This is a genomic window from Geodermatophilus sp. SYSU D01119 (genome assembly GCF_054049975.1).
In genome coordinates this window covers 29,032-52,179 of the sequence record NZ_JBJGYL010000031.1, presented here as the reverse complement: position 1 = coordinate 52,179, position 23,148 = coordinate 29,032, and the positions used below count along the sequence as shown (strand labels likewise).

Sequence of the window (23,148 nt, the reverse complement as noted above, 5' to 3'; positions counted from 1 at the left end):
GTGACGGGTGGTGCAGACGGGGTGCGGGGCGGTGTCAGCCCTCCGGCGGCACCTCACCCGGCGTCGTGGCCGGGGGCTCCTCGGCCGGGGGCTCCTCGGCCGGGGGCTCCTCGGCCGGGGGCTCCTCCTCGGGCGGCGTCGTGGTCGGCGGCGGGGTGGTGGTCGTGGGAGGCGGTGTTGTGGTGGTGGGCGGCGCGGGCGTCGTCGGCGGCGGGGTGGGTGGGGTGGTGGGAGGCGGGGTGGGTGGGGTGGTGGGTGGCGTGGTGGTCGGGGGTGTCGTCCGGGGCGGCGTCGTCGTGGGGGACGTCGGCGGGGTCGTCGGCGGGCGGCTGCCCGTGGGCGGCGTCGTCGTGGGCGGCGGGGTGGAGGGGCCGGGCTGCGAGGTGACCGGGCCCTGCGCGGGTCCCGGTGCCGGGGAGCCCGGGCGGGGCGAGGAGGTGCCGGCGGTCGTCCGGCCGGCGGTCTGCCCGGCGGCGCCGGGCGCCTGGGGTGCGGGCGAGCGGGCGGGGGCGGCCCGCGAGCCGGTGACGCCGCCCCCGTCGTCGGGGTCGCCCACGGCTACCGGGGTGGGCGCGCCGCCGTCCGCCGGGGGAAGGGGCGGATCAGCGGGCGCGTCGGCCGCTGCGCCGCCTCCCGCGCCGTCCTCCGCGGGCGCCGGGCCGGGGTCGCCGGCGGCCTCCGGAGCGGCCGCGTCGGCCGCGCGCGGGACCGGCGCGCCCGCCGGGAGGTCGCCACCGCCGGCCAGGAGCAGGACGAGGACCACGCCGAGGGCCGCGAGGGCGGTGGCGCCCCAGAGGACGCCCTCCGTGCGTGCGTCGAGCTCGCGGGCCATGGGGCTCCTCTCCCGGGGTCAGGGCGGGCAAGGGATACCTGGCCGTCTCGTCGGGAGGGGGCGTGCGGCCGCCGGAGCGGCTCAGGCGGTGGCGACACGCGGACGGCGGCGACCGCCCGGCTGCTCCCGGTCGCGCAGCGTGCTCGCGCGGCGCTCGCGCACCAGGTCGACGAACAGCCGGTGCACCCGGTCGTCGCCGGTCAGCTCCGGGTGGAAGCTGGTGGCCAGCACGTCGCCCTGCCTCACCGCCACGGCACGGCCCGCGGCCGGCCCGTCCTCGACGCGGCCGAGCACCTCCACCCCCGGCCCGGCCGACTCCACCCACGGCGCCCGGATGAACACCGCCGTCACCGGCCCGCCCGCGACGCCGGCGACGGCCACCGGCGACTCGAACGACTCCGCCTGCCGGCCGAACGCGTTGCGGCGGACGGTGACGTCGAGGACGCCGAGCGTCGGCTGGTCCGGCGGGGCGTCGAGGAGGCGGCGGGCCAGCAGCACCAGCCCGGCGCAGGTGCCGTAGACCGGCAGCCCCGAGCCGACCGCCTCGCGCAGCGGGCCGAACAGGCCGGTCCGCACCGCGAGCTTGGTCATCGTGGTCGACTCCCCGCCGGGCAGGACGAGCCCGTCGAGGCCGGCCAGCTCCGCCGGGCGGCGGACCGGCGTCGCGTCGGCGCCGAGCCCGCCCAGGACGGCGAGGTGCTCGCGGACGTCGCCCTGCAGCGCCAGGACGCCGATGCGCGGCGCGCTCACCAGCCGCGGCCGGCGAGGCGCTGCGACTCCGGCAGCGTGTCCACGTTGATGCCGACCATCGCCTCACCCAGCCCGCGGGACACCTTGGCGACGACGTCGGGGTCGTCGGCGAAGGTGGTGGCCTGCACGATCGCCGCGGCGCGCCGGGCCGGGTCGCCGGACCGGAAGATGCCCGAGCCCACGAACACGCCCTCGGCGCCGAGCTGCACCAGCAGGGCGGCGTCGGCCGGGGTGGCGATGCCGCCGGCGGTGAAGAGCACGACCGGCAGCCGGCCGGTGCGCGCCACCTCGGCGACCAGCTCGTGCGGCGCGCGCAGCTCCTTGGCCGCGGCGTACAGCTCCTGCTCGTCGAGCGCGGCCAGCCGGCGGATGCCGCCGCGGATCGCGCGGATGTGGCGCACCGCCTCGACGACGTTGCCGGTGCCCGCCTCGCCCTTGCTGCGGATCATCGCCGCGCCCTCGGCGACCCGGCGCAGGGCCTCGCCGAGGTCGGTGGCGCCGCAGACGAAGGGCACGGTGAACGCGCGCTTGTCGATGTGGTGCTCCTCGTCGGCCGGGGTGAGCACCTCCGACTCGTCCACGTAGTCGACGCCGAGGCTCTGCAGCACCTGCGCCTCGAGGAAGTGGCCGATCCGCGCCTTGGCCATGACCGGGATGGAGACGGCCGCGACGATCCCCTCGACCAGTTCGGGGTCGCTCATGCGCGCGACGCCGCCCTGGGCGCGGATGTCGGCGGGCACCCGCTCCAGCGCCATGACGGCGACGGCGCCCGCGTCCTCCGCGATGCGCGCCTGCTCGGGCGTGACGACGTCCATGATCACGCCGCCCCGCAGCTGCTCGGCCAGGCCGCGCTTGACGCGGTCGGTGCCGGTGACGAAGGGAGTCTGCTCGCTCATGGTCGCCCACGGTGCGCCATGCTTTGGTCCTGGCAGCAGTCCAAACCGGGCGGATGCGGGAGGACCAAGTGGCGTACACCGGCGACCTGTTCGTCCCCGTCGACCGGGCGGCCGGGACGCCGCTGAGCGTGCAGATCGCGGCGTCGGTGCGGGCCGCCGTGCTGGGCGGGGCGCTGGGTCCGGGGGACACGCTGCCGTCCACCCGCGCCCTCGCCGCCGACCTCGGGGTGTCCCGCGGCGTGGTGGTCACCGCCTACGAGCAGCTGGTGGGGGAGGGCTTCGCGACCGGGCGGCGGGGCGGCGGGACGGTGGTCGCCGTCCGCCCCGACGTGACCGTCGCCCGCCCCGCGCCGGCCCGGCCCGAGCCGTCGTCCCCGGCCGCCGGGCACGTCGTGGACCTCACCCCCGGGCGGCCCGCCACCCGGCTGCTCGACGACGCCGAGTGGCGCTCCGCCTGGCGCCGGGCCGTGGCCGACGACCTCCCGGCCGGGCCGCCCGACCCGCTCGGGCTGCCCGCCCTGCGGCAGGCGGTCGCCGTCTACCTGCGCCGGGTGCGCGGGGTGGAGGCCGGCGCCGACGACGTCCTCGTCACCGCCGGCGCCAGCGACGCCCTCGCCCTGGCCGTCACGGTCCTCGGGTCGCCGGGCCGCCGGCCGCGGGTCGTGGTCGAGGACCCCAGCTACCCGGCGGCCCGGCGGGTGCTGGCCACCGCGGGCGCCGTCGTCGTGCCCCTGCCGGTGGACGCCGACGGTCCCCGCGTCGCCGACCTGCGCGCGCTGTCCCCGGCGCCAGACGCGGTGCTGCTCACCCCGTCGCACCAGTACCCGCTGGGCGGCCGGATGCCGGTGCAGGAGCGGGTGGACCTCCTGCGGTGGGCCGCGGTGCAGGGCGTCGTCGTGCTCGAGGACGACTACGACAGCGAGTTCCGCCACCGCCGCCGGCCGCTGCCGGCCATGGCCTCCCTGCCCTCGCCCGCCGACGTGGTGCTGGTCGGCAGCTGGTCGAAGACGCTCAGCCCGTGGCTGCGCTGCGGCTGGATGGTGCCGCGCGGCGCCTTCGGCGAGCGGCTGCGCGCCACCCGCACGCTGCTGGACTCGCCCGTGTCGGGCGTGCAGCAGGCCGCGCTCGCGCACTACCTGGCCGACGGCGGCCTCGCCCGGCACACCGCGCGGGCGCAGCGGCACTACAACCACCGCCGGTCGATGGTCGTCGCCGCGCTCGGGGAGCGGCCCGACGTCACCCTGGGCGCGCTCGACGGTGGCCTGCACGTCGTCGTCCACCTCCGCCCGGGCGCCGACGCCGCCGCGCTCGTCCGCGCCGCCGCCGGCCGCGGGGTCGTCGTCGCCGACCTCGCCGACTACTCGGCCGGACCGCCGGCGTTCCCGGGGCTGGTGCTCGGCTACGGCGCCCCGACCGACCTGGAGCTGCGCCGCGGGCTCGCCGTCCTGTCGGAGCTGCTCGACGGCGCCTGACGCCGGGTGCCGGGGCCGTCGCCGGCCGGCGTCAGCGGACCAGGTGCGGCAGCACCTGGCCGACGGCGGCCCGGAGGTCGCCGGCGGCCGAGGGGTCCCCGGCCAGCTGGCGGAGGAGCGCCTGCTGGAACAGGCCGTCGAAGACCGCGTACAGGACCGGCGGGGCGACCTGAGGCGTCCGCCCGGAGAGCTCGGCGTAGCGGGTGACGACCCGTTCGATCATCCGCTCCAGCAGCAGGTCGATCTCGGCGACGTCGGCCCGGAAGGCCGGCTCGAACATCGACTGGTTGCGCAGGTCGTACCAGAGGCGGTGCATCGGCGCCTCGCCGGTGAGCGTCTCCGCCAGCTTCCGCAGGAAGCCGGCCGCGAGGTCCTCGGCCGTCGTCGCGGTGGCCACGACCTCGTCGTACCGGGTCGCGCACTGCTCCTTGTACTCGCGCACGCAGTGCGTGATCAGGTCGGTCTTGTCCGCGAAGTAGTAGTGCAGGACGCCGTGGGAGAACTCCGAGTTCTGGGCGATGTCGCGCAGGCCCGTCTGCGCGTACCCGCGCTCGGCGAGCGTCTTGAGCGCCGCGGCGGCCAGCTCGCTGCGCCGGGCGGCGACCTTGTCCACCGGCCGACGACCCGGGCGGTGTGCTGCTGCCGTCACGCGTCCTCCTCCTCGTGTCCGCGGATGCTACCGGCCCGGCGCGGACTCTGGACAGTCGTCAAGAGAAGTCTTGACGACTGTCCAGACACAGCACCAGCATGACCGGCGTCACACCGGGCTTCGACGAGGAAGGACACCGGCATGTCGGTAGGAGAGCTGGACGGACGCAGGGCACTGGTCACCGGGGGAGCGCGGGGCCTCGGGCAGGCGATGGCGCAGGCGCTCAGCCGCGCGGGCGCGTCGGTCGTGATCGGGGACGTCCTCGACGACCTCGGCGCGGAGACGGCCCGGCAGATCGCGGGGGACGGAGGCAAGGCGGCCTTCACCCACCTCGACGTCACCGACGAGGCGAGCTGGGAGGCGGCGATCGCGGAGACCGTCGCCGAGCTGGGCGGTCTGGACGTCCTGGTCAACAACGCCGGCATCGAGGTCACGGAGCTGGTGGTGGACCTCGACCCGGAGAACCTGCGCCGCATGCTCGACGTCAACGTCGTCGGCACCGCCCTCGGCATGAAGCACGGCCTGCGCGCGATGCGCCCCGGCGGGGCGGCCGGGAGCGGCGGGTCGATCGTCAACATCGCCAGCGTCGCGGCGACCATCGCCTTCCCCGGCATCGCCGGCTACTCCGCGAGCAAGTCGGCGATCGACCGGATGACCCGGATCGCCGCAGCCGAGGCCGGCAAGCTCGGCTACGGCGTGCGCGTCAATTGCGTCTACCCGGGCCTGGTCCCGACGGAGATGGGCATGAAGCTCGCCGTCGACTGCGCCGAGCTGGGGCTGTTCCCCAGCGTCGAGGAGGCGGTCGGCGCCGTCGTGGCGCTCACGCCGTCCGGCCGCCTGGGCGAGCCGGCCGACATGGCCGACGCCGTGGTCTTCCTCGCCTCCGACGCCTCCCGCTTCGTCAACGGCACCGGCCTCGCCGTCGACGGCGGCATGGGCTCCTGAGCAGAGAAGGGGATCCGACCATGAGCACCAAGCCCGTCGTCGTCTACGGCGCCTCCGGCTACACCGGCCGGCTGATCTGCGAGTACCTGCGCGAGCTGAACGTCCCGTTCGTCGCCGCGGGCCGGAACAAGGACCTGCTGCAGGAGGTGGTCGGGAGGATCCCGGGGATCGAGACCGCCGACCACGACATCGTCGAGGTGGAGCACACCGTCGAGGCGCTGACGGAGCTGTTCGACGGCGCCCGCGTCGTCTGCAACACCGTCGGCCCGTTCATCAAGCTCGGCTCCGAGGTCGCCGAGGCGTGCCTGGCGACGGGCGCGCACTACCTGGACACCACGGGCGAGCAGGACTGGGTGATGGCGGTCCGCGACCGGTTCGCGGCGGACTTCCGGGAGAAGGGGCTGCTGCTGGCCCCGGGCATCGCGCAGATGTACACGACCGGCGAGATCGCCGCCCAGATCGCCCTGGAGACGCCGGGCCTGGACACCCTGGACGTGCTCGTCCTGTGGAAGGGGTTCCCCACCTACGCCTCCACCCAGACGATCTTCACCATCCTCAAGGCCGACTGGTTCCACCTCCAGGAGAACCAGTACGTGAAGCTCGACCCGCTCTCGAGGTGGGACGTCGTGGTCCCCGGCCAGCACGAGCTCGGCCTGACGGTGCCGTGGGGCGGCACCAGCCACCCGGTGTGGTTCAAGGACGACCCGCGGGTGGCCAACGTCAAGGTGCAGGGCGGGGTCATGAACCGGCCGGTCATGGAGGCCGTCGTCGCCACCACCGCGGCGGTGGAGAGCGACGTCAAGACGCTGCCCCGCGAGCAGTGGGACGACGCGCTGGCGGCCATCGCCGACCAGTGGGCCACCGGCATGCCGCCCCGCGAGAACCCGCGGCTGAACATCTCCGTCGACTCGGTGCACGCCTCCGGTCCGCTCGGGCGCAAGCACGTGGTCATCCACGGCAACAGCAACTACAAGCAGACGGGCCTCCTGCAGGCCTGGTGCGCGATGTCGCTGCTGCAGCAGCCCCCGCTGCGCGCCGGGTTCGCCTCCGGCTGCCAGGCCTTCGGCCACCGGCAGCTGCTGGGCGTGCTGCGTCAGTTCGGCCTCGTCCTCGACCCGGTGGTGACCGAGCACCGATGAGCCTGACCGCCTACCTCGACAAGGGCGCCGACCTCGGCGCCGGCGCTCCGTGCCTGACCGTCGACGGGCGGCCGACGTCCTACGGCGAGGTCCAGGCGTTCAGCCGGCGGGTGGCCCGGGCGCTGGTGCGCTCGGGCACCCGCCCCGGCGATCGCGTCGCCGTCCTGTCGGCCAACGACCCGACGGCGTTCGCGTGCGTCTTCGGCATCGCCCGCGCCGGCGCGGTGTGGTGCCCGGTCAACCCGCGCAACGAGGCCGGGGAGAACCGCGAGCTGCTCGACCTGTTCGGGTGCTCGGTGCTGCTCTACCAGGCCGCCTTCGCGCCGCTGGTCACGAAGGTCCGGGACGCGCTGCCCGGGCTCACGACCCTGGTCCGCCTCGACGGCGACGAGGACGGGCCCGGGGGCGGTGACCCGTCCCTGGCCGCCTGGCTCGACGACGCCGACGGCGTCGACCTGCCCGAGGAGGGGCTCTCGCCGCCCGACGACGTCGTCGTGCTCGTCGGCACCGGCGGGACGACGGGGCGCCCGAAGGGGGTGCGGCTGACCGGCCGCAACCTGGAGACGATGGCGGCGCTGACGCTGATGAGCTACCCGTTCAGCGGCCGACCGCGGTACCTCGCGCTGGCCCCGCTGACCCACGCCGCGGGAGTGCTGTGCTTCCCCGTGATGGCCCTCGGCGGCGAGGTCGTCGTCATGCCGCGGCCCGACCTCGGCGAGTTCCTGGCACTCGTCGAGCGGCACCGCGTCACCCACGCGTTCCTGCCGCCCACGCTGGTCTACATGCTGCTCGAGCGCCCGGAGCTCGACTCGGCGGACCTCTCGTCACTGCAGTGCCTCTGGTACGGCGCCGCCCCGATCTCGGCCGACCGGCTCGAGCAGGCGCTGACCCGCATCGGGCCGGTGATGGGCCAGCTCTTCGGCCAGTCCGAGGCGCCGATGATGGTCTCGACCATGGCGCCCGCCGACCACTTCCGCCCCGACGGGAGCGTCGCCCGCGAGCGGCTGCACTCCGCCGGCCGCCCGACCCCGCTCACCCGGGTCGGGATCATGGACGCCGCGGGCCGGCTCCTGCCCCCGGGCGAGCGGGGCGAGGTCGTGGTCCGCGGTCCGCTCGTGATGGACGGCTACCACCGCGACCCGGCCGCCACCACGGAGGCCTCCCGGTTCGGGTGGCACCACACCGGCGACATCGGTTACCTCGACGACGACGGCTGGCTCTACCTGGTGGACCGGGCCAAGGACATGATCATCAGCGGCGGCTTCAACGTGTACTCGGCCGAGGTCGAGCGGGTCCTGATGACGCACCCCGGTGTCCAGGACTGTGCCGTCCTCGGGCTCCCGGACGACAAGTGGGGCGAGCGGGTGGTCGCCGTCGTGCAGGCCCGACCCGGCGTGCACCTCGACCCCGGCGAGCTGCGCGCGTTCGCCCGGGACCGGATCGGCCCGGTCAAGGCCCCCAAGCAGGTGGAGGTGTGGGCCGACCTGCCCCGCTCGAAGATCGGGAAGGTGCTCAAACCCGACGTCCGGGCCCGCCTGCTCGCCTGAGCGCGATCCGTCCGGTCGATGCGCCGACGGGCGCGAGTTCCGGTGCACGAAGGTCGCGGTGGGCCAGCAGGACCGGCTGGTTCCCGGGCTGGAGGTTCAGCCCACCGGTGTCGGTCCGGGCGCCTCGCCCCCCGGCAGGGCGGTCAGCGCGATCTCGGCGATCGCCAGGAGGTCCTCGGCGGTGCCCCCGTCCCGGGCGCACCCGGACATGCCGCGCATGACCGCCACGAGGAAGGAGGCGAGCCGGTCGGTCTCCGTGCCCGCCGGGAGGTCGCCGTCCCGCACCCCCTGGTCGAGCCGTCCCCTGAGCCGCTCGTGCAGGTCCGCCCGCTGGGCGGCGAGGCGGGGCTCGGTCAGCACCAGGCAGCCCGGCGGCGTCGACGCGTCGGTGTGCGCCCGCGCGGTGTCGTCCAGCATCCGGGCGACGGCCTCGCGTGCCGTCGGGAGGGCGGTCGCGCGGTCGACGCCCTCGCACGTGCGGCGGAAGTACTCGGCGGAGGCCTCCGCGAAGAGGGTCTCCTTGTCGCCGAAGGCGGCGTAGAGGCTGGGTGGGGTCACCCCCATGGCTCCGGTCAGCATCGCGATCGAGGTGCCCTCGTAGCCCGAGCGCCAGAACTGCTCGACGGCAGCGGCCAGCGCCGTGTCGCGATCGAAGCTCCGCGGTCTCCCTGCCACTCCGCGACCATACCGTAGCGATCGCTATGGAACCTGCTACGGTCGCCGCAATCCATAGTGATCGCTACAGAAAGAGGTCGTCATGAGGCTGCAGGACGCGGTGGTGCTGGTCACCGGGGCCAACCGGGGGATCGGTGCCGAGTTCGTCGCCCAGTTCGTCGAGCGCGGGGCCGCCAAGGTCTACGCCGCCGCCCGCGACGTGCGCACCGTGCGCGCGGACGGCGTCGAGACGATCGAGCTCGACGTCACGGACCCCCGCCAGATCGAGGCCGCCGCCCGCGCGGCCGGCGACGTGCAGGTGCTGGTCAACAACGCGGGCATCTCCACGGGCACGGCGCTGGTCAGCGGCGACGAGGCGGCCATCCGGCGGGAGATGGACACGAACTTCTACGGCCCGCTGCTCATGACCCGCGCGTTCGCGCCGGTCCTCCGGGCCAACGGAGGCGGGGCCGTCCTCAACGTCGTCTCCGCGCTGTCCTGGTTCACCGCCCCGGGCTCCGGCGCCTACGCCGCGTCGAAGGCCGCGGCCTGGATGCTGACCGACAGCACCCGCCTCGAGCTCGCTGCCCAGGGCACGCACGTCGTGGGCGTGCACATGGGCCTGGTCGACACCGACATGGCCCGGGGCCTGCAGGCACCGAAGATCGCGCCGTCGGTGCTGGTGGGCGCCGCCCTCGACGCCGTCGAGTCGGGCGCGCAGGAGGTGCTGGCCGACGACTGGGCGCGCTTCGTCAAGGCCGGGCTCCCGCTGGACCCGGAGCAGCGGTACGACCGGCTGTTCTCCGCCCTCGGGACGCGGTGAACGGCCGGCGCCGGCTCAGTCGGCGGCGGGCTCGGGCTTCCGGGCGCGGCTGGGCTGCACCCGCATCGGCTCGCCCGGCATCTTCGGGGAGCGAAACCCGAAAGCGCTGTTCAGAGCGGTGAAAGCGCAGGTCGCGGGTGAGCGAATGGGGGGAGGTTATCGGGCGAGTTGTCGCGCCCTGACCGGCACGGAATGTCGGTCAGCCGTAGGCGTCGGCGCGGTGTGAGATCCGCACGACCCTGACCAGGACCTCGTCGTCGTGGATCGAGTAGATGACGCGGTACTGGCCCCGACGCGCGGACCAGTAGCCCTCGAGATCGAAGCGCAGCGGCTTCCCGACGCGGTAGGGGTTCGCGGCCAGCGGCCCGAAGAGGAAGTCGACGACCGCGACAGCCACCGGCTCGGGGAGATCGTGCTCGATGGCGCGCGTGGCCGCTGCCGAGAGGACGACGGTGAACCGAGGAAGGTCGGTCACCGCCGGCGGGCCGCGAGTGCGGCCCGCACCTCGGCCTCGCCGTAGACCTCACCGGCGGCCATCGTCTCCTCGGCCTGCCTGATGTCCGAGCGTGCTCGGGGATCGGAGAGGATCTCCAGGGTCTCCACCAGGGACTCGTAGTCCTCGACGGCGAGGATGACCGCGACCGGGCTGCCGTTCCTGGTGACGGTGACGCGTTCGTGCGTGCCGGCGACCTCGTCGATGACCTGGCTGAAATGGGCCTTGACCGCCGCCAGCGACTGCGTCGTCATGACCCTAATTGTGGTCAGGTCGCCTATTGCGGTCAAGGAGTTCGGCGAGTCCGCTGGGGATGGGGGTGAGCTCTCGCACGGGGCCGCGTCGGCCCTTGGTCGGCGCGCGCAGCGATCAGGACGACAGGCGCGGTGGTACTGCGGCGTCTAGTGGCTGTCGTCCTCATGGGCGCCGGTCGACGAGGGCTTGCGTCGTGCCTGGGCCGATCGCAAGGCGAGGCGGGTGAAGTAGGCCTTGCGCGCGTGCGCCGCGCGGCGTGCCCGCTCCTCTGGGGACAGCACGCCGTCGGGGTCGACCGGGCGCTCGAAGCGGTCGAGCATCGCGCGGCGTGCTGGCTCCGTCCGGGCGCTGGGGTCGGCGGTCCTGGCCCACGACTCGTGCGCGGCGAGGCGCGCGATGAGCGAGCGGTCGGCCGGCATGGCACCGAGGGTGCGGTCGTGCCTCCGGCCGGCCTCCGGTGACGCTGGAGCAACTGTCGGACTGGAGACCGGAGCTGTTGCCTTTCCGCAGTGGCTCCTACGGGCGGCCACCGGGCGTCCCTGAGGTCATCCCCTTCTCCAGTACGTGTCTTCGCTGGAGGGCGGCTGGGGACAGCCGTCACGGCCGGAACAAGCTGACAAGAGCGCTTCGCGGGCGGGTTTCACCGCAGGTGGGGGAGGGCTCCGCTCCGGGACCGGTCACGGACGGACGGCCGGCGGTGGTACGCCTCCAGGACGGTGGACAGGGCGGTGCCCAGTGCCGTGAGGTCGCGCTCGTAGACGCGGCCGTCCTCGAGCTGGCGAGCCAGCTCCGCCAGGAGCGGTCCCCAGTCGCGACGAGTCGGGGCCGTCACCGTCGGGACCTCCACCCGCCGCTCGACCACCTCGACAGCTGATCGACCCGAGCCCGCCGCGCGGGCCTGCTCCCAGGCGCGGCGCCGGCAGTTGACGGAACACCACTTGGGGATGGGCCCGCGGGACCAGGGCGTGATCGCACTGCCGCACCAGGCGCAGGACACCGCCGCTCGGCGCCGGGCACCGGCATCCGGCATATCGCGCGCCGGCACCTCGGCCCGTGCAGACGGGTCGGGGGCAGCCCGATGTCCGGTCCGGTCCCGCCGTCGTCGTTCGGCGTCCCGCCGTTGCGCCCGGTCCCTGGTGCTGCGTCCGCCCGACATGCGATCAGCGTCAGCAGCGACCTCCGGCAACCCGTCCGACGAGTTGCGGTGCGCCGAGTGCATGAGGTGTGTCGCCTCGTGCCCGTGCAGGCTCCAGTGGAGTTGAAGCGCAGGTCAGGGTCGTGCCGCTCACCTCGGTGGAGCACGGCTCAACCACAGGATCCGCGTGGCGAAGGAGGCCTTGAGGGCCGCGAGCGCTCGGCGTGCACCGACGTGGCGAGCTGCGTCCGCGCGCAGCGCGCGGAGCCGGCCAATCCGCCTGCGTCGTCACGCGGCGAGTGGCCACATCGCGGGTTGAGCGTCGTAGCGCGGGCGGCGTCCGACGCGGATCCGAGCCGGCGCTCAGCGCAGCCGCGCACCGACCCGAGCGGCCGCCGCGACCACGACCGGACCGATCTCGGTGGTGTCGACCGCGTCGTCCACGAACACGACGGCGAGCGCGCCGCGGACGCCGCCGTCCGGCCCGAGGACGGGTGCGGCCACGGAGCGGAACCCGGGGATGACCTCACCGTGCGAGGTGGCCCACCCCAGTGCGCGTGCCTCGGTGAGTTCCTGGCGGTCGTCGGCCCGGGCGGGCTCGGGGATCAGCAGCGCCAGTCCCGGCGCCCCACGGCCCACGGGATGGCGGATGCCGGGCCGGTAGGCGACGTGGGCCGATGAGGTCTGGGGCTCGATGCTGGTGACGGTCACGGCCTCGTCGCCGGCCCGGACGACGAGGAACGCGGTCATGCCCAGGTCCGCGACCAGGGCGTTGAGGTGGGGGAGGGCAGCGGTCTGCAGATCGGTCCGCACGCCACGGGCCAGCGCGGCCATGCCGAGGCCCAGGCGGTAGTGACCGACGGGGTCCCGCTCCACGAGTTGGTGGTCCTCGAGCGTGCGGAGCAGCCGGTAGGCGATGGAGCGGTGCAGGCCCACGGACTGGGCGACCTCCGCGATCGGCTGGGGAGCCGCGACCGTCGCCAGGTGTTCGAGGATGCGCAGTCCTCGATCCAGCGTCTGGGACTGCGGCGCACCTGCGCCCTCGTCGGCCGCCATGGTCCGTCGCCTCCTCGATCCGGTGGTCCCAGCCTACGGTCGCGACGCCGGCAGGCCGGACGGCGGCGGAGACCGTGGTGTCGTACCGCCCCGGTGCCTCGTGGCGCCGGGGCGGTACGACTCGCGGGGACGGTCAGTCGAAGACGATGACGCCGCGGATGTTGCGGCCGGCGTGCATGTCCTCGTAGGCCTGGGCGACCTGATCGAGGGTGTACTCGGTGGTCACCAGCTCGTCGAGCTTGAGCTGACCGGCCTGGTACATGCGCAGCAGGTTGGGCACGTCGTGGCGGGGGTTGGACTCCCCGAACAGCGAGCCCTGCAGCCGCTTCTGCATCAATGTCAGGTCCCCGAGCGCGATCGGGGCGCCCACGGCGGTCAGGTCACCCAGGCCGGTGAGGACCACGGTGCCGGCCTTGCGGATGCTGGCCAGCGCCTGCGCGACGTGCTCGCCCTGCACCACGCCGATGGTGACGATGGTGGCGTCGGCGCCCTGCCCGTTGGTGATCGACCGGGCGTAGTCGGCGGCCTCCTCGATGCCGGTGAAGAAGTGGGTGGCGCCGAACTGCTGGGCCCACTCCGCCTTGGACTCCACCGGGTCGACGGCGATGACCGTGCTGGCGCCGGCGTGCACCGCGCCCTGCAGCGCGTTGGCGCCGATCCCGCCGATGCCCATGACGATCACCGTGGCACCGGGCTTGATGTTCGCGGAGTTCACCGCCGACCCGAAGCCGGTGGGCACGCCGCAGCCGACCAGCGCCGCGGCCTTCAGCGGGATGTCCTTGTCGATCTTGATGACGGAGTCGACCGAGGCCGTCGTGTACTCGGCGAAGGTGGAGATGCCGCACTGCTGCCCGACGGGCTGGCCGTTCTCGGTCATCCGGAAGGACGTCGGGTCCTCGGCGCGGGCGCCGGTGAGCAGCGAGGCGCCCAGGTCGCACAGGTTGGACAGGCCCTGCGCACAGAACTCGCACTTGCCGCATGCGGGCAGGAAGGAGAAGACGACGTGGTCGCCGACCTCGAACCCCGGGGTGTTCGGGCCGACGGCGGTGACCACGCCGGCGCCCTCGTGGCCGCCGACGAAGGGGTAGATGCCGACCGGGACGTCGCCGGTGGCGACGTGGTCGTCGGAGTGGCACAGGCCGGACGCGGCGATCTTGACGGTGACCTCGCCCTGACGGGGGTCGTCGAGCTCGACGGTGGCGGTCTCGTAGGTGCCGGGGGCCTTGCGGACCAGCGACACCTTGGTGGTGATGGGCACTTGCGTGTTCCCTCCGGAGCAGTGGTCGGCGGTCAGCCGTTGATCACCTGGGGGGCGGCGACGGCCTTGAGGCCCTCGACGCCGAACTCCAGGCCGTAGCCGGACTTCTTGTGCCCGCCGAACGGGATCATCGGGTGCACGCCGCCGTGGGCGTTGATCCACACGGTGCCGGCCTCCAGCCGGGCGGCGACGGCGCGCGCGGCGTCACGGTCGCTGCTCCACACCGACGCACCGAGGCCCACGTCGAGCCGGTTGGCCATCGCCACGGCGGAGTCCACGTCGTCGTAGCGGATGATCGGCAGCGCGGGGCCGAACTGCTCCTCGGCGACGAGCGGGTTGTCGTCGGCGATGTCGGCCACCAGGGTGATGGGGTAGAAGTGGCCGGGGGCGTCGGGGTCGGGGTTGCCGCCGAGCAGGACCGTGGCGCCGGACTCCCGGGCGGCGTCCACCAGCCGGGCGACGATGTCGTACTGCGCCTTGTTCTGCAGCGGACCCAGCACGTTGCGCTCGTCGAGTCCGCGGCCCATCGGCATGGCACGGGCGACCTCGGTGAGGGCGGCGCAGACCTCGTCGTAGACGTCGGTGTGCACGTAGAGGCGCTTGAGCGCGGCGCAGGTCTGGCCGGTGTTGATGAACGCGCCCCAGAACAGGCCCTCGGCGATGGCCTTGGGGTCGACGTCGGGCAGGACGATGCCGGCGTCGTTGCCGCCGAGTTCGAGGGTCAGCCGCTTCACGGTGTCCGCGGAGCTCCTGATGATGGCCTGGCCGGTGGCGGTGGAGCCGGTGAACATGAGCTTGTCGACGCCGGGGTGACCCGACAGGCGGGCGCCCACCTCCCGGCCGCCGGCGATGGCGCTGAGCACGTCGGCCGGGAGGACGCCGTTCAGGACGTGCACGAGGGCCAGCACGCTCAGCGGGGTGTACTCCGAGGGCTTGACCACCACGGTGTTGCCCATCCGCAGGGCGGGGGCGACCTGCCAGATCGTGATCATCATCGGCCAGTTCCAGGGGCCGATCGCACCGACGACGCCGACGGGCCGGTAGTGCAACTCGGCGTGTGTCTCGCCGTCGTCGACCACGGTCTCCACGGGCAGCTCGGTGGCGGCGGTCGCGCGCAGCCAGGCGGCGCAGGCGCCGACCTCGAAGCGGGCGTTGGGGCCGTTGAGCGGCTTGCCCTGCTCCCGGGAGAGCAGCTCGGCCAGCGGCTCGGCGGCCGCCTCGACCGCGTCGGCCGCGCGCAGCAGCAGGTCGATGCGCTCCGCGTCGGTGCGGGCGGCCCAGGCCGGCTGCGCGGCGCGGACCCGCGCGACGGCGGCGTCGAGGTCGTCGGCTGACCGCTCGGCGACGCGGCCCACGACCTCACCGGTGGCGGGGTCGAGGACCTCGCGGCCATCGGCGTCGGTGACGGCGGCGAGCAGGCGCTCGTAGGTCGGCGTGTCCGAGGTGGTGTCGACGGGCTCGCTCACGGTGGGAGTGGTCATCGCGGTCCTCCGGTGGGTCGCTCGGGTGCGGTGGGGGTGCTCATGGCGCGGGAGCCGGCTCGACGCGGCCGGTGACCTCGCCGAGGGAGATGCGGCCGCCGCCCGTGCCGGGGGCGGTGGCGGTGAGGGTGACGACGTCGCCGTCCTCGAGGAAGGTGCGTGTCGTGCCGTCGGGGAGAGTGAGCGGCTCCCGTCCGCCCCAGGACAGCTCGATGAACGAGCCGCGCTGGTCCTTCGCAGGGCCGGAGACGGTGCCGGAGGCGAACAGGTCCCCGGTGCGCAGACTCGCGCCGTTGACGGTCATGTGGGCCAGCTGCTGTGCCGGCGTCCAGTACATGAGGCCGAACGGCGGGCAGGAGACCAATTCCCCGTTGAGCCGGACCTCGATCGCGATGTCCAAGCCCCACGGCTCGGTTCCGGCGTCGTCGAGGTAGGGCAGCAGCGGCACGTCGCGCGCCGGTGGGGCGACCCGAGCGGCCTCCAGCGCGGGCAGCGGCACGATCCACGGCGAGACCGAGGTGAGGAAGGACTTGCCGAGGAAGGGGCCCAGCGGCACGTACTCCCAGGCCTGCAGGTCGCGGGCGGACCAGTCGTTGACCAGGCAGACGCCGAACACGTGGTCGGCGAAGCCGGTCAGCGGCACCGGCCGGCCGAGCTCGGACGGCGAGCCGACGACGAAGCCCATCTCGGCCTCGATGTCGAGGCGCTGGGACGGGCCGAAGGTGGGGGCGTCGTCGGCGGGGGCCTTGCGCTGCCCGCTCGGCCGGACCACGGGGGTGCCCGACACCTGCACCGTGCCGGTGCGGCCGTGGTAGCCGATGGGCAGGTGCTTCCAGTTCGGCGTCAGGGCCGCGGAGTCCGGGCGGAACATCCGGCCCAGGTTCTCGGCGTGGTGCTGTGAGCTGTAGAAGTCGACGTAGTCGGCGATCTCGACCGGCAGGTGCAGTGTCAGATCGTCCCGCCGGAGGAGGTGCGGCTCGACCCGGTCGCGGTGCGCCTCGTCGGTGAGCCACCCGGTCAGCTGCGCGCGCAAGTCCGCCCACGCCTGCGGACCGCGGGCCAGGAACGCGTTGAGCGTGCCGGTGGCGTGCACGTCGTCACCGGTGACCGCGGCGAGGTCGAGGATCCGGTCGCCGACGGCGACGCCGGTGCGCCGGCGGCCGGAGGCGTCGGAGAAGACGCCGTAGGGGAGGTTGTCGACGCCGAAGCCGGTGTCGGGCGGGAGGTCGAGCCACGTCGTCGGGGGCTGGGTCATGCGGGGATCCGATCCGGTGTGGGCAGCAGGCCGAGGCTGACGAGGTCGTCGACGGGCTCGAGCACGCTGCAGGTGCCGAAGGAGGTGAAGACGGCGCGGGCCCGGACGCCGCGCTCGTCCGGCCACGAGCGCACTGCGGAGACGAGGGCTGCCGCGTCGACCTCGCCGAGCCAGTGGGCCACGTCCGCTCCTGCGGCCCCCGAGGCCGCGGCGTCCGCGGCGACGAGCACGTTGAGGAAGCCGTGGTGGGGGAAGCCGGTGGCCGGGTCGGTGTGCGCAACGGCGTGGTGCAGACCGGCCGTGCACTTGACCGCGACGCCGCGGGTGACGCAGGCGCTCAGGGTGGCCGCCAGCTCCTCCGGGCTGGGGAACAGGTCGGCGCGCACACCGCCGGTGCGCAGCTTCGCCCGGTAACGGGTGCCGGCGAGCACGTCCAGGACGTCGTCGCGGGCACCGGAGCGCGGCACCTCCACCGCGGCGGGGACGTCCGCGGGCAGGACAGCGTCGAGCCCTCCGACGGCGTCCTGGGCCGCGGCGGCGTCCGCGACGACCGGGATCTCGACGGCGGCCAGCCGCAGGCGGGGGTCAGCGGTCACCCGGGCCGCGGCGGCCGGCAGGTCGCCGGCCGCCGCGATCAGCGAGACGCCGAAGGGCTCACCGTCACCGAGGTGTGCGCCCAGCTCGTCGAGCCGGGCGGCGGGGACGACGAATGGCCCCACCAGGTCACCGAGGCGCGCCCGCAGCTGGCGGTGCGCGGGGACGGCGGTAGCCATCGGCGCATTGCCCGGGGGGAACAGCGCGGCGTCGTCGAAGAGCCCGGTGAACAGGGCCGTCATGCCGAGGGACCCCGTCCCGACCAGCTCCAGGCGTACTTGCCGTCGTCGACGGCGAGCCCGCCCTCACCGAGATCGAGCGGCCGGAAGGTGTCGACCATGACGGCGAGCTCGTCGAAGGCCTCGACGCCCAGGGAGCGCTCGACGGCGCCGGGCTGCGGGCCGTGGCTGTGCCCGCCCGGGTGCACGGAGATCGAGCCCTTGCCGATGCCCGAGCCCTTGCGGGCCTCGTAGTCGCCGTCGACGTAGAACATGATCTCGTCGGAGTCGACGTTGGAGTGGTAGTAGGGGACCGGCACGGCCTGGGGGTGGTAGTCGACCTTGCGGGGCACGAAGTTGCAGATCACGAAGTTGTGCCCCTCGAAGACCTGGTGCACCGGCGGGGGCTGGTGGACCCGGCCGGTGATCGGCTCGTAGTCGGCGATGTTGAACACGTAGGGGTACAGGCAGCCGTCCCACCCGACCACGTCGAAGGGGTGCTCCGGGACGACGTGCACCGTGCCCGTGAGTCCTCCCGGACCCCTCCCGCGGTGCTTGACGTAGACCTCGACGTCGGTGCCCTCGGCCAGCAGCGGCTCCGTGGGGGCGCGTAGATCGCGCTCGCAGAACGGGGCGTGCTCCAGGAACTGCCCGTACTTCGACAGGTACCGCTTGGGCGGGGCGATGTGGCTGTTGGCCTCGATGGCGTAGGTGCGCAGCGGCTCGGTGCCGGTCGGGATCCAGCGGTGCGTGACGGTGCGGGGGATGACCACGTAGTCGCCCTGACCGACCTCGAGGGCGCCGAAGGACGTCTCGACCGTCGCCGTGCCGCGTTCGACGTAGACGCACTCGTCGCCGGTCGCGTTGCGGTAGTACGGCGAGGTCGCCGAGGAGACGGCGTAGGAGATCCGGACGTCGCCGTTGCCGAGCACCAGTCGCCGGCCGGTGACGGCGTCGGTCGCCTTGTGCTCCTCGCCGGGGAACAGGTCGTGCAGCTTGAGGTGTCGCGGCGTCAGCGGGGCGTTGGGTGTGAGGGTCTGGTCGGGCAGCTCCCACGGGCGGGCGTCGACGATCGCCGAGGGGATGCCGCGGTGGTAGAGCAGCGCGGAGTCGCTGGAGAAGCCCTCCTCCCCGACGAGCTCCTCGGAGTACAAACCGCCATCGGGACGGCGGAACTGGGTGTGCCGCTTGGGCGGGACCTCGCCCACCTGCCGGTAGAACGCCATGGGAGTGCCTCCTCGGTACGGGTGCTGATCAGGCCGGGACGGGAGCAGGGACGGGACGGGCGAGCAGCCGGGCCACCGCAGGGGCGACATCGCTGACACGGGCGAGGACAGCGGCGACGTGTGCGTCGGGGCGCAGCACCCACGTCTCACCGGGACGGGCGCCCAGCGCCTCGGCGAGCAGGCCGCTCGAGTCGAGGTCGGCGATGCGGTGGACCGCGACGGGGAGGTCGCCGGTGGGGAGGCCGGGGACCTCGGCGTCGTGCCCGACCAGGACGGTCACGCCCTCGCGGGCGAGCTGCCGCAGACGGACGACGTCGGGGCGACCGGGCACGGTCACCGGGAAGTCCGGAACCAGCACGCCGGGGGCCGGGACGGGGACGTCGCCGCGTGCCGGCCGGCCGGGGAACGGACGAGCCGGGTCGGGGGTGGTCAGGGGGGAGTCGACGTACCAGAACGGCTCGGCCAGCCGGCCGGAGTCGACCTGCGCGCGGGCCGCGGGGTCGGTGGCGGCCCGCTCCAGGACCTCTAGCCGGTGCCGGGCCTCCTCCTCGCTGCCCGGCACGAGGAACCGCATGGTCGCCCCGGTGACGTCGAGGTTCTCCACGGCCGCGGCGTGCCGCTCGTCGTGGTAGCTGTCCAGCAGCGACTCCGGCGCCCAGCCGCGCAGGACGAAGGCGATCTTCCAGGCCGCGTTCTCGGCGTCGAGGACGCCGGAGTTCAGGCCCCGGGCGCCGAAGGGGGAGACCAGGTGGGCGGCGTCCCCGGCCACCAGGACGCGGCCCACCCGCATCCGGTCGACGACGCGGGAGTGGAACCGGTAGACCGACTTCCACACGATCTCGTAGTCCCGGTCGCCGATGACCTGGCGGATCCGCCGGTCGAGCCCGCCGGAGGCCTCCTCGGCGGCGAGGTCGAAGTCCGGGGGCACCTGCCAGTCGATCCGGAACGTCGAGTCCGGGCAGGGGTGGATGAGCACCTGGCGGCCGGGGTTCCACTCCGGGTCGAAGTAGAAGCGCCGCTCGGTCTCCCACCCGGGCAGCTCGGTGCGGATGTCGCAGATGAGGAACTGGTCGCCGAAGGTCTGCCCGTCGAAGGAGAGCCCGAGCGCGCTGCGGACGACGTCGGCACGGGGGCCGGCGCAGGCCACTGCGTAGCTCCCGGACACCGTCGCGCCGTTGGCGCAGGAGACCGACACCCCTGCGGCGTCCTGGTCGATGCCGGTGACCGCGTGGCCCCACCGGACGTCGATGAGCGGCTGGGCGGCGATCGCCCGGTCGAGCAGCTCCTCGGTGAGGCACTGCGAGACGTTGACGAACGGCGGGAACGGCGACTGCCCGCGGTCGGCGAACTCGAAGCTGAACACCTCGGAGTCGCGGTGGAACGTGCGGGCGGTGGTCCAGGTGACCCCGCGGCGGGCGATCTCGGCGCCCACACCGACGGCGTCCCAGACGTCCAGGACGTCACGCTGCTGACAGATCGCCTTGCTGCCGACCAGGTCCCGGGCGGGACGGCCGTCGAGCACGACGACGCGCAGTCCCCAGCGGGCCAGCAGGAGTGCCGTGGTCTGACCCACCGGGCCGCAGCCGATGACGACGACCGGCGGGGCCCCGGCGTTCTCCGGGGTCATCTGCGTCGTGGTGGTCACGGTCGCCCTCAGCCCTGCAGCTCGTCCCACACCTGGCGGTCGCGCTCGGCGGTCCAGATGACGGGGCGCTCGATGCCGTCCATCTCGTCCCAGATGCGCTGGACGTCGAAGGGCAGGCAGTGCTCGAAGATCGGCCAGTTGCCGTACTTCGGGGCGAGCGCGGCGTGGGTGGCCTCGAAGGCCTGCTTGAGGGTGCCGCCGCCGCGGTGCACGTCGCCGACGGTGCGCTGCATGGTGAGCAGGAAGTCGCGGGTCTGCTCGACGGCGGCGTCGACCTCCTCGCGGCCGCGCGCGATCTTGCCGCGGCCGCCGACCAGCTGCTGCGCGCCGAGGGCCTTGACCCGGTCGAGGGTGCCGGCGGCCCAGTCGAAGTGGAACGCGTCGCCGGTGTAGAGCGCGGCCTGGGACTCGACCAGGTCGCCGGCGAAGAGGATCTCCTGCTTGGGCAGCCAGGCGACGATGTCGCCCTCGGTGTGCCCGCGGCCGAGGAACTCCAGGACCAGCTCGCCGCGGTCACCGCCGAGCTCGATGGTGAGCTTGTCGCGGAAGGTCACCGTCGGCCAGGTGAGGCCCGGGATGGACGCGGGCTCCTCGAACAGCCGCGGCATCCGGCCGTACTCGCTCTCCCAGTCCTGCTGGCCGCGCTCCTCGATCAGGCGCTTGGTCTGCTCGGAGGCCACGATCACCTCGGCGTCGAAGGCGCTGGCGCCCAGCACGCGGACGGCGTGGTAGTGGCTCAGCACCAGGTAGCGGACCGGCTTGTCGGTGTGCTCGCGCAGCTTGGTCAGCCAGCGGCGGGCGGCGACCGGGGTGGCCAGCGCCTCGAAGCAGACGAGGAAGTCCTCGCCCTCGATGGCGCCCAGGTTGGGGTCGCCCTCCGCGGTCAGGGCGTACACGCCGTCGGCGAGCACTTCGAGGGTCTGCTCCTTGACGCCGAGGTCGGCGGAGGAGGCGAAGGGCTTGGTTGCCATGAGGGTTCTCCTGATCCGTTGCTGTCCGATAAACGAACGCCACGTTCTTCTACCGGTCTCACCGTACGGCGGGGGTGGCCTGCGACACAAGGGGTCGTGAGGTCTCGCTGTCGCGAAACGGCGGCGCCCGGGCGCCCGACAGAGGTCGTGGGAGCCCGGGCGCCGGAGTCCGGGGTCAGGTGACGGGCATCCACGCCATGTCGATGGACACGACTTCGCTGACGGCTGCCATCCGCCCGAACTCGGGCATGCCGGCGGCCTTGGCGTTGGCCGCCTCTGCCTGCTCGACGCTGTTGTAGATCCACACGTCGGTCCACAGGCCGTCCTCGCCCTTGGCGATGACCGGAGCGGCGACGAAGCCCGGAATGGCGGCCTGGACAGCTGCGACGGCGCCCGGGCGGCTGGCCAGGAACTCCTCCTCCTGCCCCTCCCGCACGCGGATGTGGACGAACTCGACGAGGTGCTGCTTCATGGGGATTCCTCCGGGAGGTGGTGGTGGGTCAGGACTGGGACAGGGCCGGCTGCTCGGGCAGGACCATGTCGTCCGTGGTCAGGAAGGTGTGCACGTGGCGCGCGGCGCGCATGCCGCTCTCGATGGCGCCGTCGATGAAGCCGGCCCACCCGTTCGCGTAGTCGGCACCGGCGAGCGTCACGCGCCCCTCCGGTCGCTGCAGTTCGGCGAGCGCTCCGGTGAGCTGTCCCGCCCGCTGCATCGGCCAGGTCTCGCCCGAGAGGTCGTCGGACACCCAGTCGTGACTCGTCGTCTCGAGCACCTCGACGTCGGGCAGCCAGGCGCGCAGGGCTTCCTGGACCGCTGCCCGGTCGTTGCCGTCGAGCCGCTCGCTGACCGAACCGAAGGCGACCACGAGCGTCTCGCCGTCGCCGACCTCCTCGACCTGGCACAGCGTCAGTGGTGCCGATCCCGGGGCCAGGGCGACGAACGGCTCGTACTCGCCGCGCAGCCGTGCCCAGACCTTGACCCCCTGGGACGTCTGACCCTGATGTGCGGCCCGGCGCTTGCCCTCCGACAGCGGTGGGTCGAAGGTCACCGCGTCGAGCACGTTGAGCGGCAGGGTCACGACGACCGCCGCCGCCGCCAGGGTCGTGCCGTCCTGGAGCGTGACGGTGGCGCCTCCGTCGTCCTGGGTGACCGCGGAGACGCGCGCACCGGTGCGGATCTCCACGCCGGCGTCGGCGGCCATCGCCTCGATCAGCCGGCGGGTGCCGCCCACCACCTTGTAGGTGGCGCAGGCCTCGAACATCAGCTGCCAGCTGCCGCCGGCCAGTGCGCACCAGCGCAGCGCCTGCGCGTAGCCGCCGTCCTCGGTCCGGCCGCTGAAGTTCGTCGCCCACATGCCCTCGACGGCGTCGAACTCGTCGGCGGCCAGGCCGATCTGCTCCAGCTTCTCGCGGATCGTCAGGGAATCGATCGTGGTCAGTGAGTCCCCGCCCAGGAGTGGCCGGTAGGGCTGCGGGAAGTGCGTGAGTGCCTCTGCTGTGCTGGCTGTCATGCCGCGGTCGATGACGGCGAGCAGGTCGTCCGCCGTACCGCTGTGCAGGGCGCCGCCGCTGATCCAATGACCGCGGACCGGGGTGGGAGAGGGCTTGACGTCGATGCCGTACCGGCTGAGTTCGGCCCAGGAGTGCGGCTGGATCCAGTGGACCCAGGTGCCGCCCATCTCCAGGTCGCGGCCGAGCCGGCTGTCGGTCCAGGTTCGGCCGCCGATGCGGTCGCGGGCTTCCAGGACCAGCACTCGGTGTCCCTGCCGGTGCAGCTCCCGGGCGGCCGTGACGCCGGCGAACCCGGCGCCGATGACGATGACGTCGGCATCGTTCGAGGTGCTCATGTCTTCT

The 23,148-nt window shown here is 73.8% G+C and carries 23 protein-coding genes; 5 read left to right on the top strand and 18 right to left on the bottom strand.

Features of this window, described 5'->3' with window-relative positions; genetic code table 11:
* Positions 1-34 precede the first annotated feature (34 nt).
* From ACI79X_RS20045 to pdxS, 3 genes are all read right to left on the bottom strand, one after another.
* Entirely contained in the window at positions 35-832 is a 798-nt protein-coding gene (locus ACI79X_RS20045) for a hypothetical protein (RefSeq protein WP_457027180.1), read from the bottom strand.
* Between the two features lie 81 nt (positions 833-913).
* Positions 914-1,582 carry a pyridoxal 5'-phosphate synthase glutaminase subunit PdxT gene (pdxT, locus tag ACI79X_RS20040; protein WP_457027179.1) on the bottom strand — a complete coding sequence of 223 codons (669 nt, stop codon included), beginning with the start codon at positions 1,580-1,582 and terminating at the stop codon, positions 914-916.
* Entirely contained in the window at positions 1,579-2,478 is a 900-nt protein-coding gene (gene pdxS / locus ACI79X_RS20035) for a pyridoxal 5'-phosphate synthase lyase subunit PdxS (RefSeq protein WP_457027178.1), read from the bottom strand. Before pdxS ends, pdxT begins: the two co-directional genes overlap by 4 nt.
* A 68-nt stretch (positions 2,479-2,546) precedes the next feature.
* Here pdxS and pdxR point away from each other — a divergent pair, with 68 nt between their 5' ends.
* On the top strand, positions 2,547-3,950 hold the full coding sequence (gene pdxR, locus ACI79X_RS20030) for a MocR-like pyridoxine biosynthesis transcription factor PdxR (protein WP_457027177.1): 1,404 nt from the start codon (positions 2,547-2,549) through the stop codon (positions 3,948-3,950).
* 31 nt (positions 3,951-3,981) lie between these two features.
* On the opposite strand, the gene ACI79X_RS20025 is transcribed toward pdxR, so the two are convergent.
* On the bottom strand, positions 3,982-4,599 hold the full coding sequence (locus tag ACI79X_RS20025) for a TetR/AcrR family transcriptional regulator (protein ID WP_457027176.1): 618 nt from the start codon (positions 4,597-4,599) through the stop codon (positions 3,982-3,984).
* 141 nt (positions 4,600-4,740) lie between these two features.
* On the opposite strand from ACI79X_RS20025, the gene ACI79X_RS20020 reads away from it, so the two are divergent.
* The 3 genes from ACI79X_RS20020 to ACI79X_RS20010 are packed head-to-tail and all read left to right on the top strand — an operon-like array spanning position 4,741 to position 8,230.
* Positions 4,741-5,544 (top strand): SDR family NAD(P)-dependent oxidoreductase, encoded by an 804-nt coding sequence (locus ACI79X_RS20020; RefSeq protein WP_457027175.1) that lies wholly within the window; start codon positions 4,741-4,743, stop codon positions 5,542-5,544.
* Positions 5,545-5,564: 20 nt separating this feature from the next.
* Positions 5,565-6,683: a DUF5938 domain-containing protein gene (locus tag ACI79X_RS20015; RefSeq protein WP_457027174.1), complete on the top strand. Its 1,119-nt coding sequence runs from the start codon at positions 5,565-5,567 to the stop codon at positions 6,681-6,683.
* Positions 6,680-8,230, top strand: a complete 1,551-nt coding sequence (locus ACI79X_RS20010) for an acyl-CoA synthetase (protein WP_457027173.1) — start codon at positions 6,680-6,682, stop codon at positions 8,228-8,230. The genes ACI79X_RS20015 and ACI79X_RS20010 overlap by 4 nt, the downstream gene beginning before the upstream one ends.
* A 96-nt stretch (positions 8,231-8,326) precedes the next feature.
* Here the strand turns inward: ACI79X_RS20010 and ACI79X_RS20005 are convergent, their stop codons facing one another.
* Positions 8,327-8,905 carry a TetR/AcrR family transcriptional regulator gene (locus ACI79X_RS20005; protein ID WP_457027172.1) on the bottom strand — a complete coding sequence of 193 codons (579 nt, stop codon included), beginning with the start codon at positions 8,903-8,905 and terminating at the stop codon, positions 8,327-8,329.
* Positions 8,906-8,987: 82 nt separating this feature from the next.
* Here ACI79X_RS20005 and ACI79X_RS20000 point away from each other — a divergent pair, with 82 nt between their 5' ends.
* On the top strand, positions 8,988-9,707 hold the full coding sequence (locus tag ACI79X_RS20000; protein WP_457027171.1) for an SDR family oxidoreductase: 720 nt from the start codon (positions 8,988-8,990) through the stop codon (positions 9,705-9,707).
* A 199-nt stretch (positions 9,708-9,906) separates the two neighbouring features.
* Here ACI79X_RS20000 and ACI79X_RS19995 read toward each other — a convergent pair whose 3' ends face one another.
* From ACI79X_RS19995 to ACI79X_RS19935, 13 genes are all read right to left on the bottom strand, one after another.
* The gene (locus tag ACI79X_RS19995; RefSeq protein WP_457027170.1) at positions 9,907-10,182 is read right to left on the bottom strand and encodes a type II toxin-antitoxin system RelE family toxin; all 276 of its coding nucleotides are present in this window, start codon (positions 10,180-10,182) and stop codon (positions 9,907-9,909) included.
* Positions 10,179-10,454, bottom strand: coding sequence for a type II toxin-antitoxin system Phd/YefM family antitoxin (locus ACI79X_RS19990; RefSeq protein WP_457027169.1), 276 nt, complete (start codon positions 10,452-10,454; stop codon positions 10,179-10,181). The genes ACI79X_RS19995 and ACI79X_RS19990 overlap by 4 nt, the downstream gene beginning before the upstream one ends.
* 147 nt (positions 10,455-10,601) lie before the next feature.
* Entirely contained in the window at positions 10,602-10,874 is a 273-nt protein-coding gene (locus ACI79X_RS19985; RefSeq protein ID WP_457027168.1) for a hypothetical protein, read from the bottom strand.
* 1,079 nt (positions 10,875-11,953) lie between these two features.
* Complete coding sequence (locus ACI79X_RS19980) at positions 11,954-12,646, bottom strand: IclR family transcriptional regulator (protein ID WP_457027167.1); 693 nt, start codon at positions 12,644-12,646, stop codon at positions 11,954-11,956.
* A 133-nt stretch (positions 12,647-12,779) separates the two neighbouring features.
* Entirely contained in the window at positions 12,780-13,904 is a 1,125-nt protein-coding gene (locus ACI79X_RS19975; RefSeq protein ID WP_457027166.1) for an NDMA-dependent alcohol dehydrogenase, read from the bottom strand.
* A 32-nt stretch (positions 13,905-13,936) separates the two neighbouring features.
* Positions 13,937-15,385 carry an aldehyde dehydrogenase family protein gene (locus ACI79X_RS19970; protein WP_457027165.1) on the bottom strand — a complete coding sequence of 483 codons (1,449 nt, stop codon included), beginning with the start codon at positions 15,383-15,385 and terminating at the stop codon, positions 13,937-13,939.
* Between the two features lie 40 nt (positions 15,386-15,425).
* A complete protein-coding gene (gene fahA / locus ACI79X_RS19965; RefSeq protein ID WP_457027164.1) occupies positions 15,426-16,640 on the bottom strand; it encodes a fumarylacetoacetase in 1,215 nt (404 codons plus the stop codon).
* Entirely contained in the window at positions 16,637-17,476 is an 840-nt protein-coding gene (locus tag ACI79X_RS19960) for a hypothetical protein (RefSeq protein WP_457027163.1), read from the bottom strand. The genes fahA and ACI79X_RS19960 overlap by 4 nt, the downstream gene beginning before the upstream one ends.
* Positions 17,473-18,678 (bottom strand): cupin domain-containing protein, encoded by a 1,206-nt coding sequence (locus ACI79X_RS19955; RefSeq protein ID WP_457027162.1) that lies wholly within the window; start codon positions 18,676-18,678, stop codon positions 17,473-17,475. The genes ACI79X_RS19960 and ACI79X_RS19955 overlap by 4 nt, the downstream gene beginning before the upstream one ends.
* A gap of 28 nt (positions 18,679-18,706) precedes the next feature.
* A complete protein-coding gene (locus ACI79X_RS19950) occupies positions 18,707-20,323 on the bottom strand; it encodes an FAD-dependent monooxygenase (RefSeq protein WP_457027161.1) in 1,617 nt (538 codons plus the stop codon).
* A gap of 8 nt (positions 20,324-20,331) precedes the next feature.
* Positions 20,332-21,294: an MBL fold metallo-hydrolase gene (locus tag ACI79X_RS19945; RefSeq protein WP_457027160.1), complete on the bottom strand. Its 963-nt coding sequence runs from the start codon at positions 21,292-21,294 to the stop codon at positions 20,332-20,334.
* A gap of 175 nt (positions 21,295-21,469) precedes the next feature.
* On the bottom strand, positions 21,470-21,766 hold the full coding sequence (locus tag ACI79X_RS19940; protein WP_457027159.1) for a hypothetical protein: 297 nt from the start codon (positions 21,764-21,766) through the stop codon (positions 21,470-21,472).
* Positions 21,767-21,794: 28 nt separating this feature from the next.
* Entirely contained in the window at positions 21,795-23,141 is a 1,347-nt protein-coding gene (locus tag ACI79X_RS19935) for a flavin monoamine oxidase family protein (protein WP_457027158.1), read from the bottom strand.
* Between the last annotated feature and the right edge of the window lie 7 nt (positions 23,142-23,148).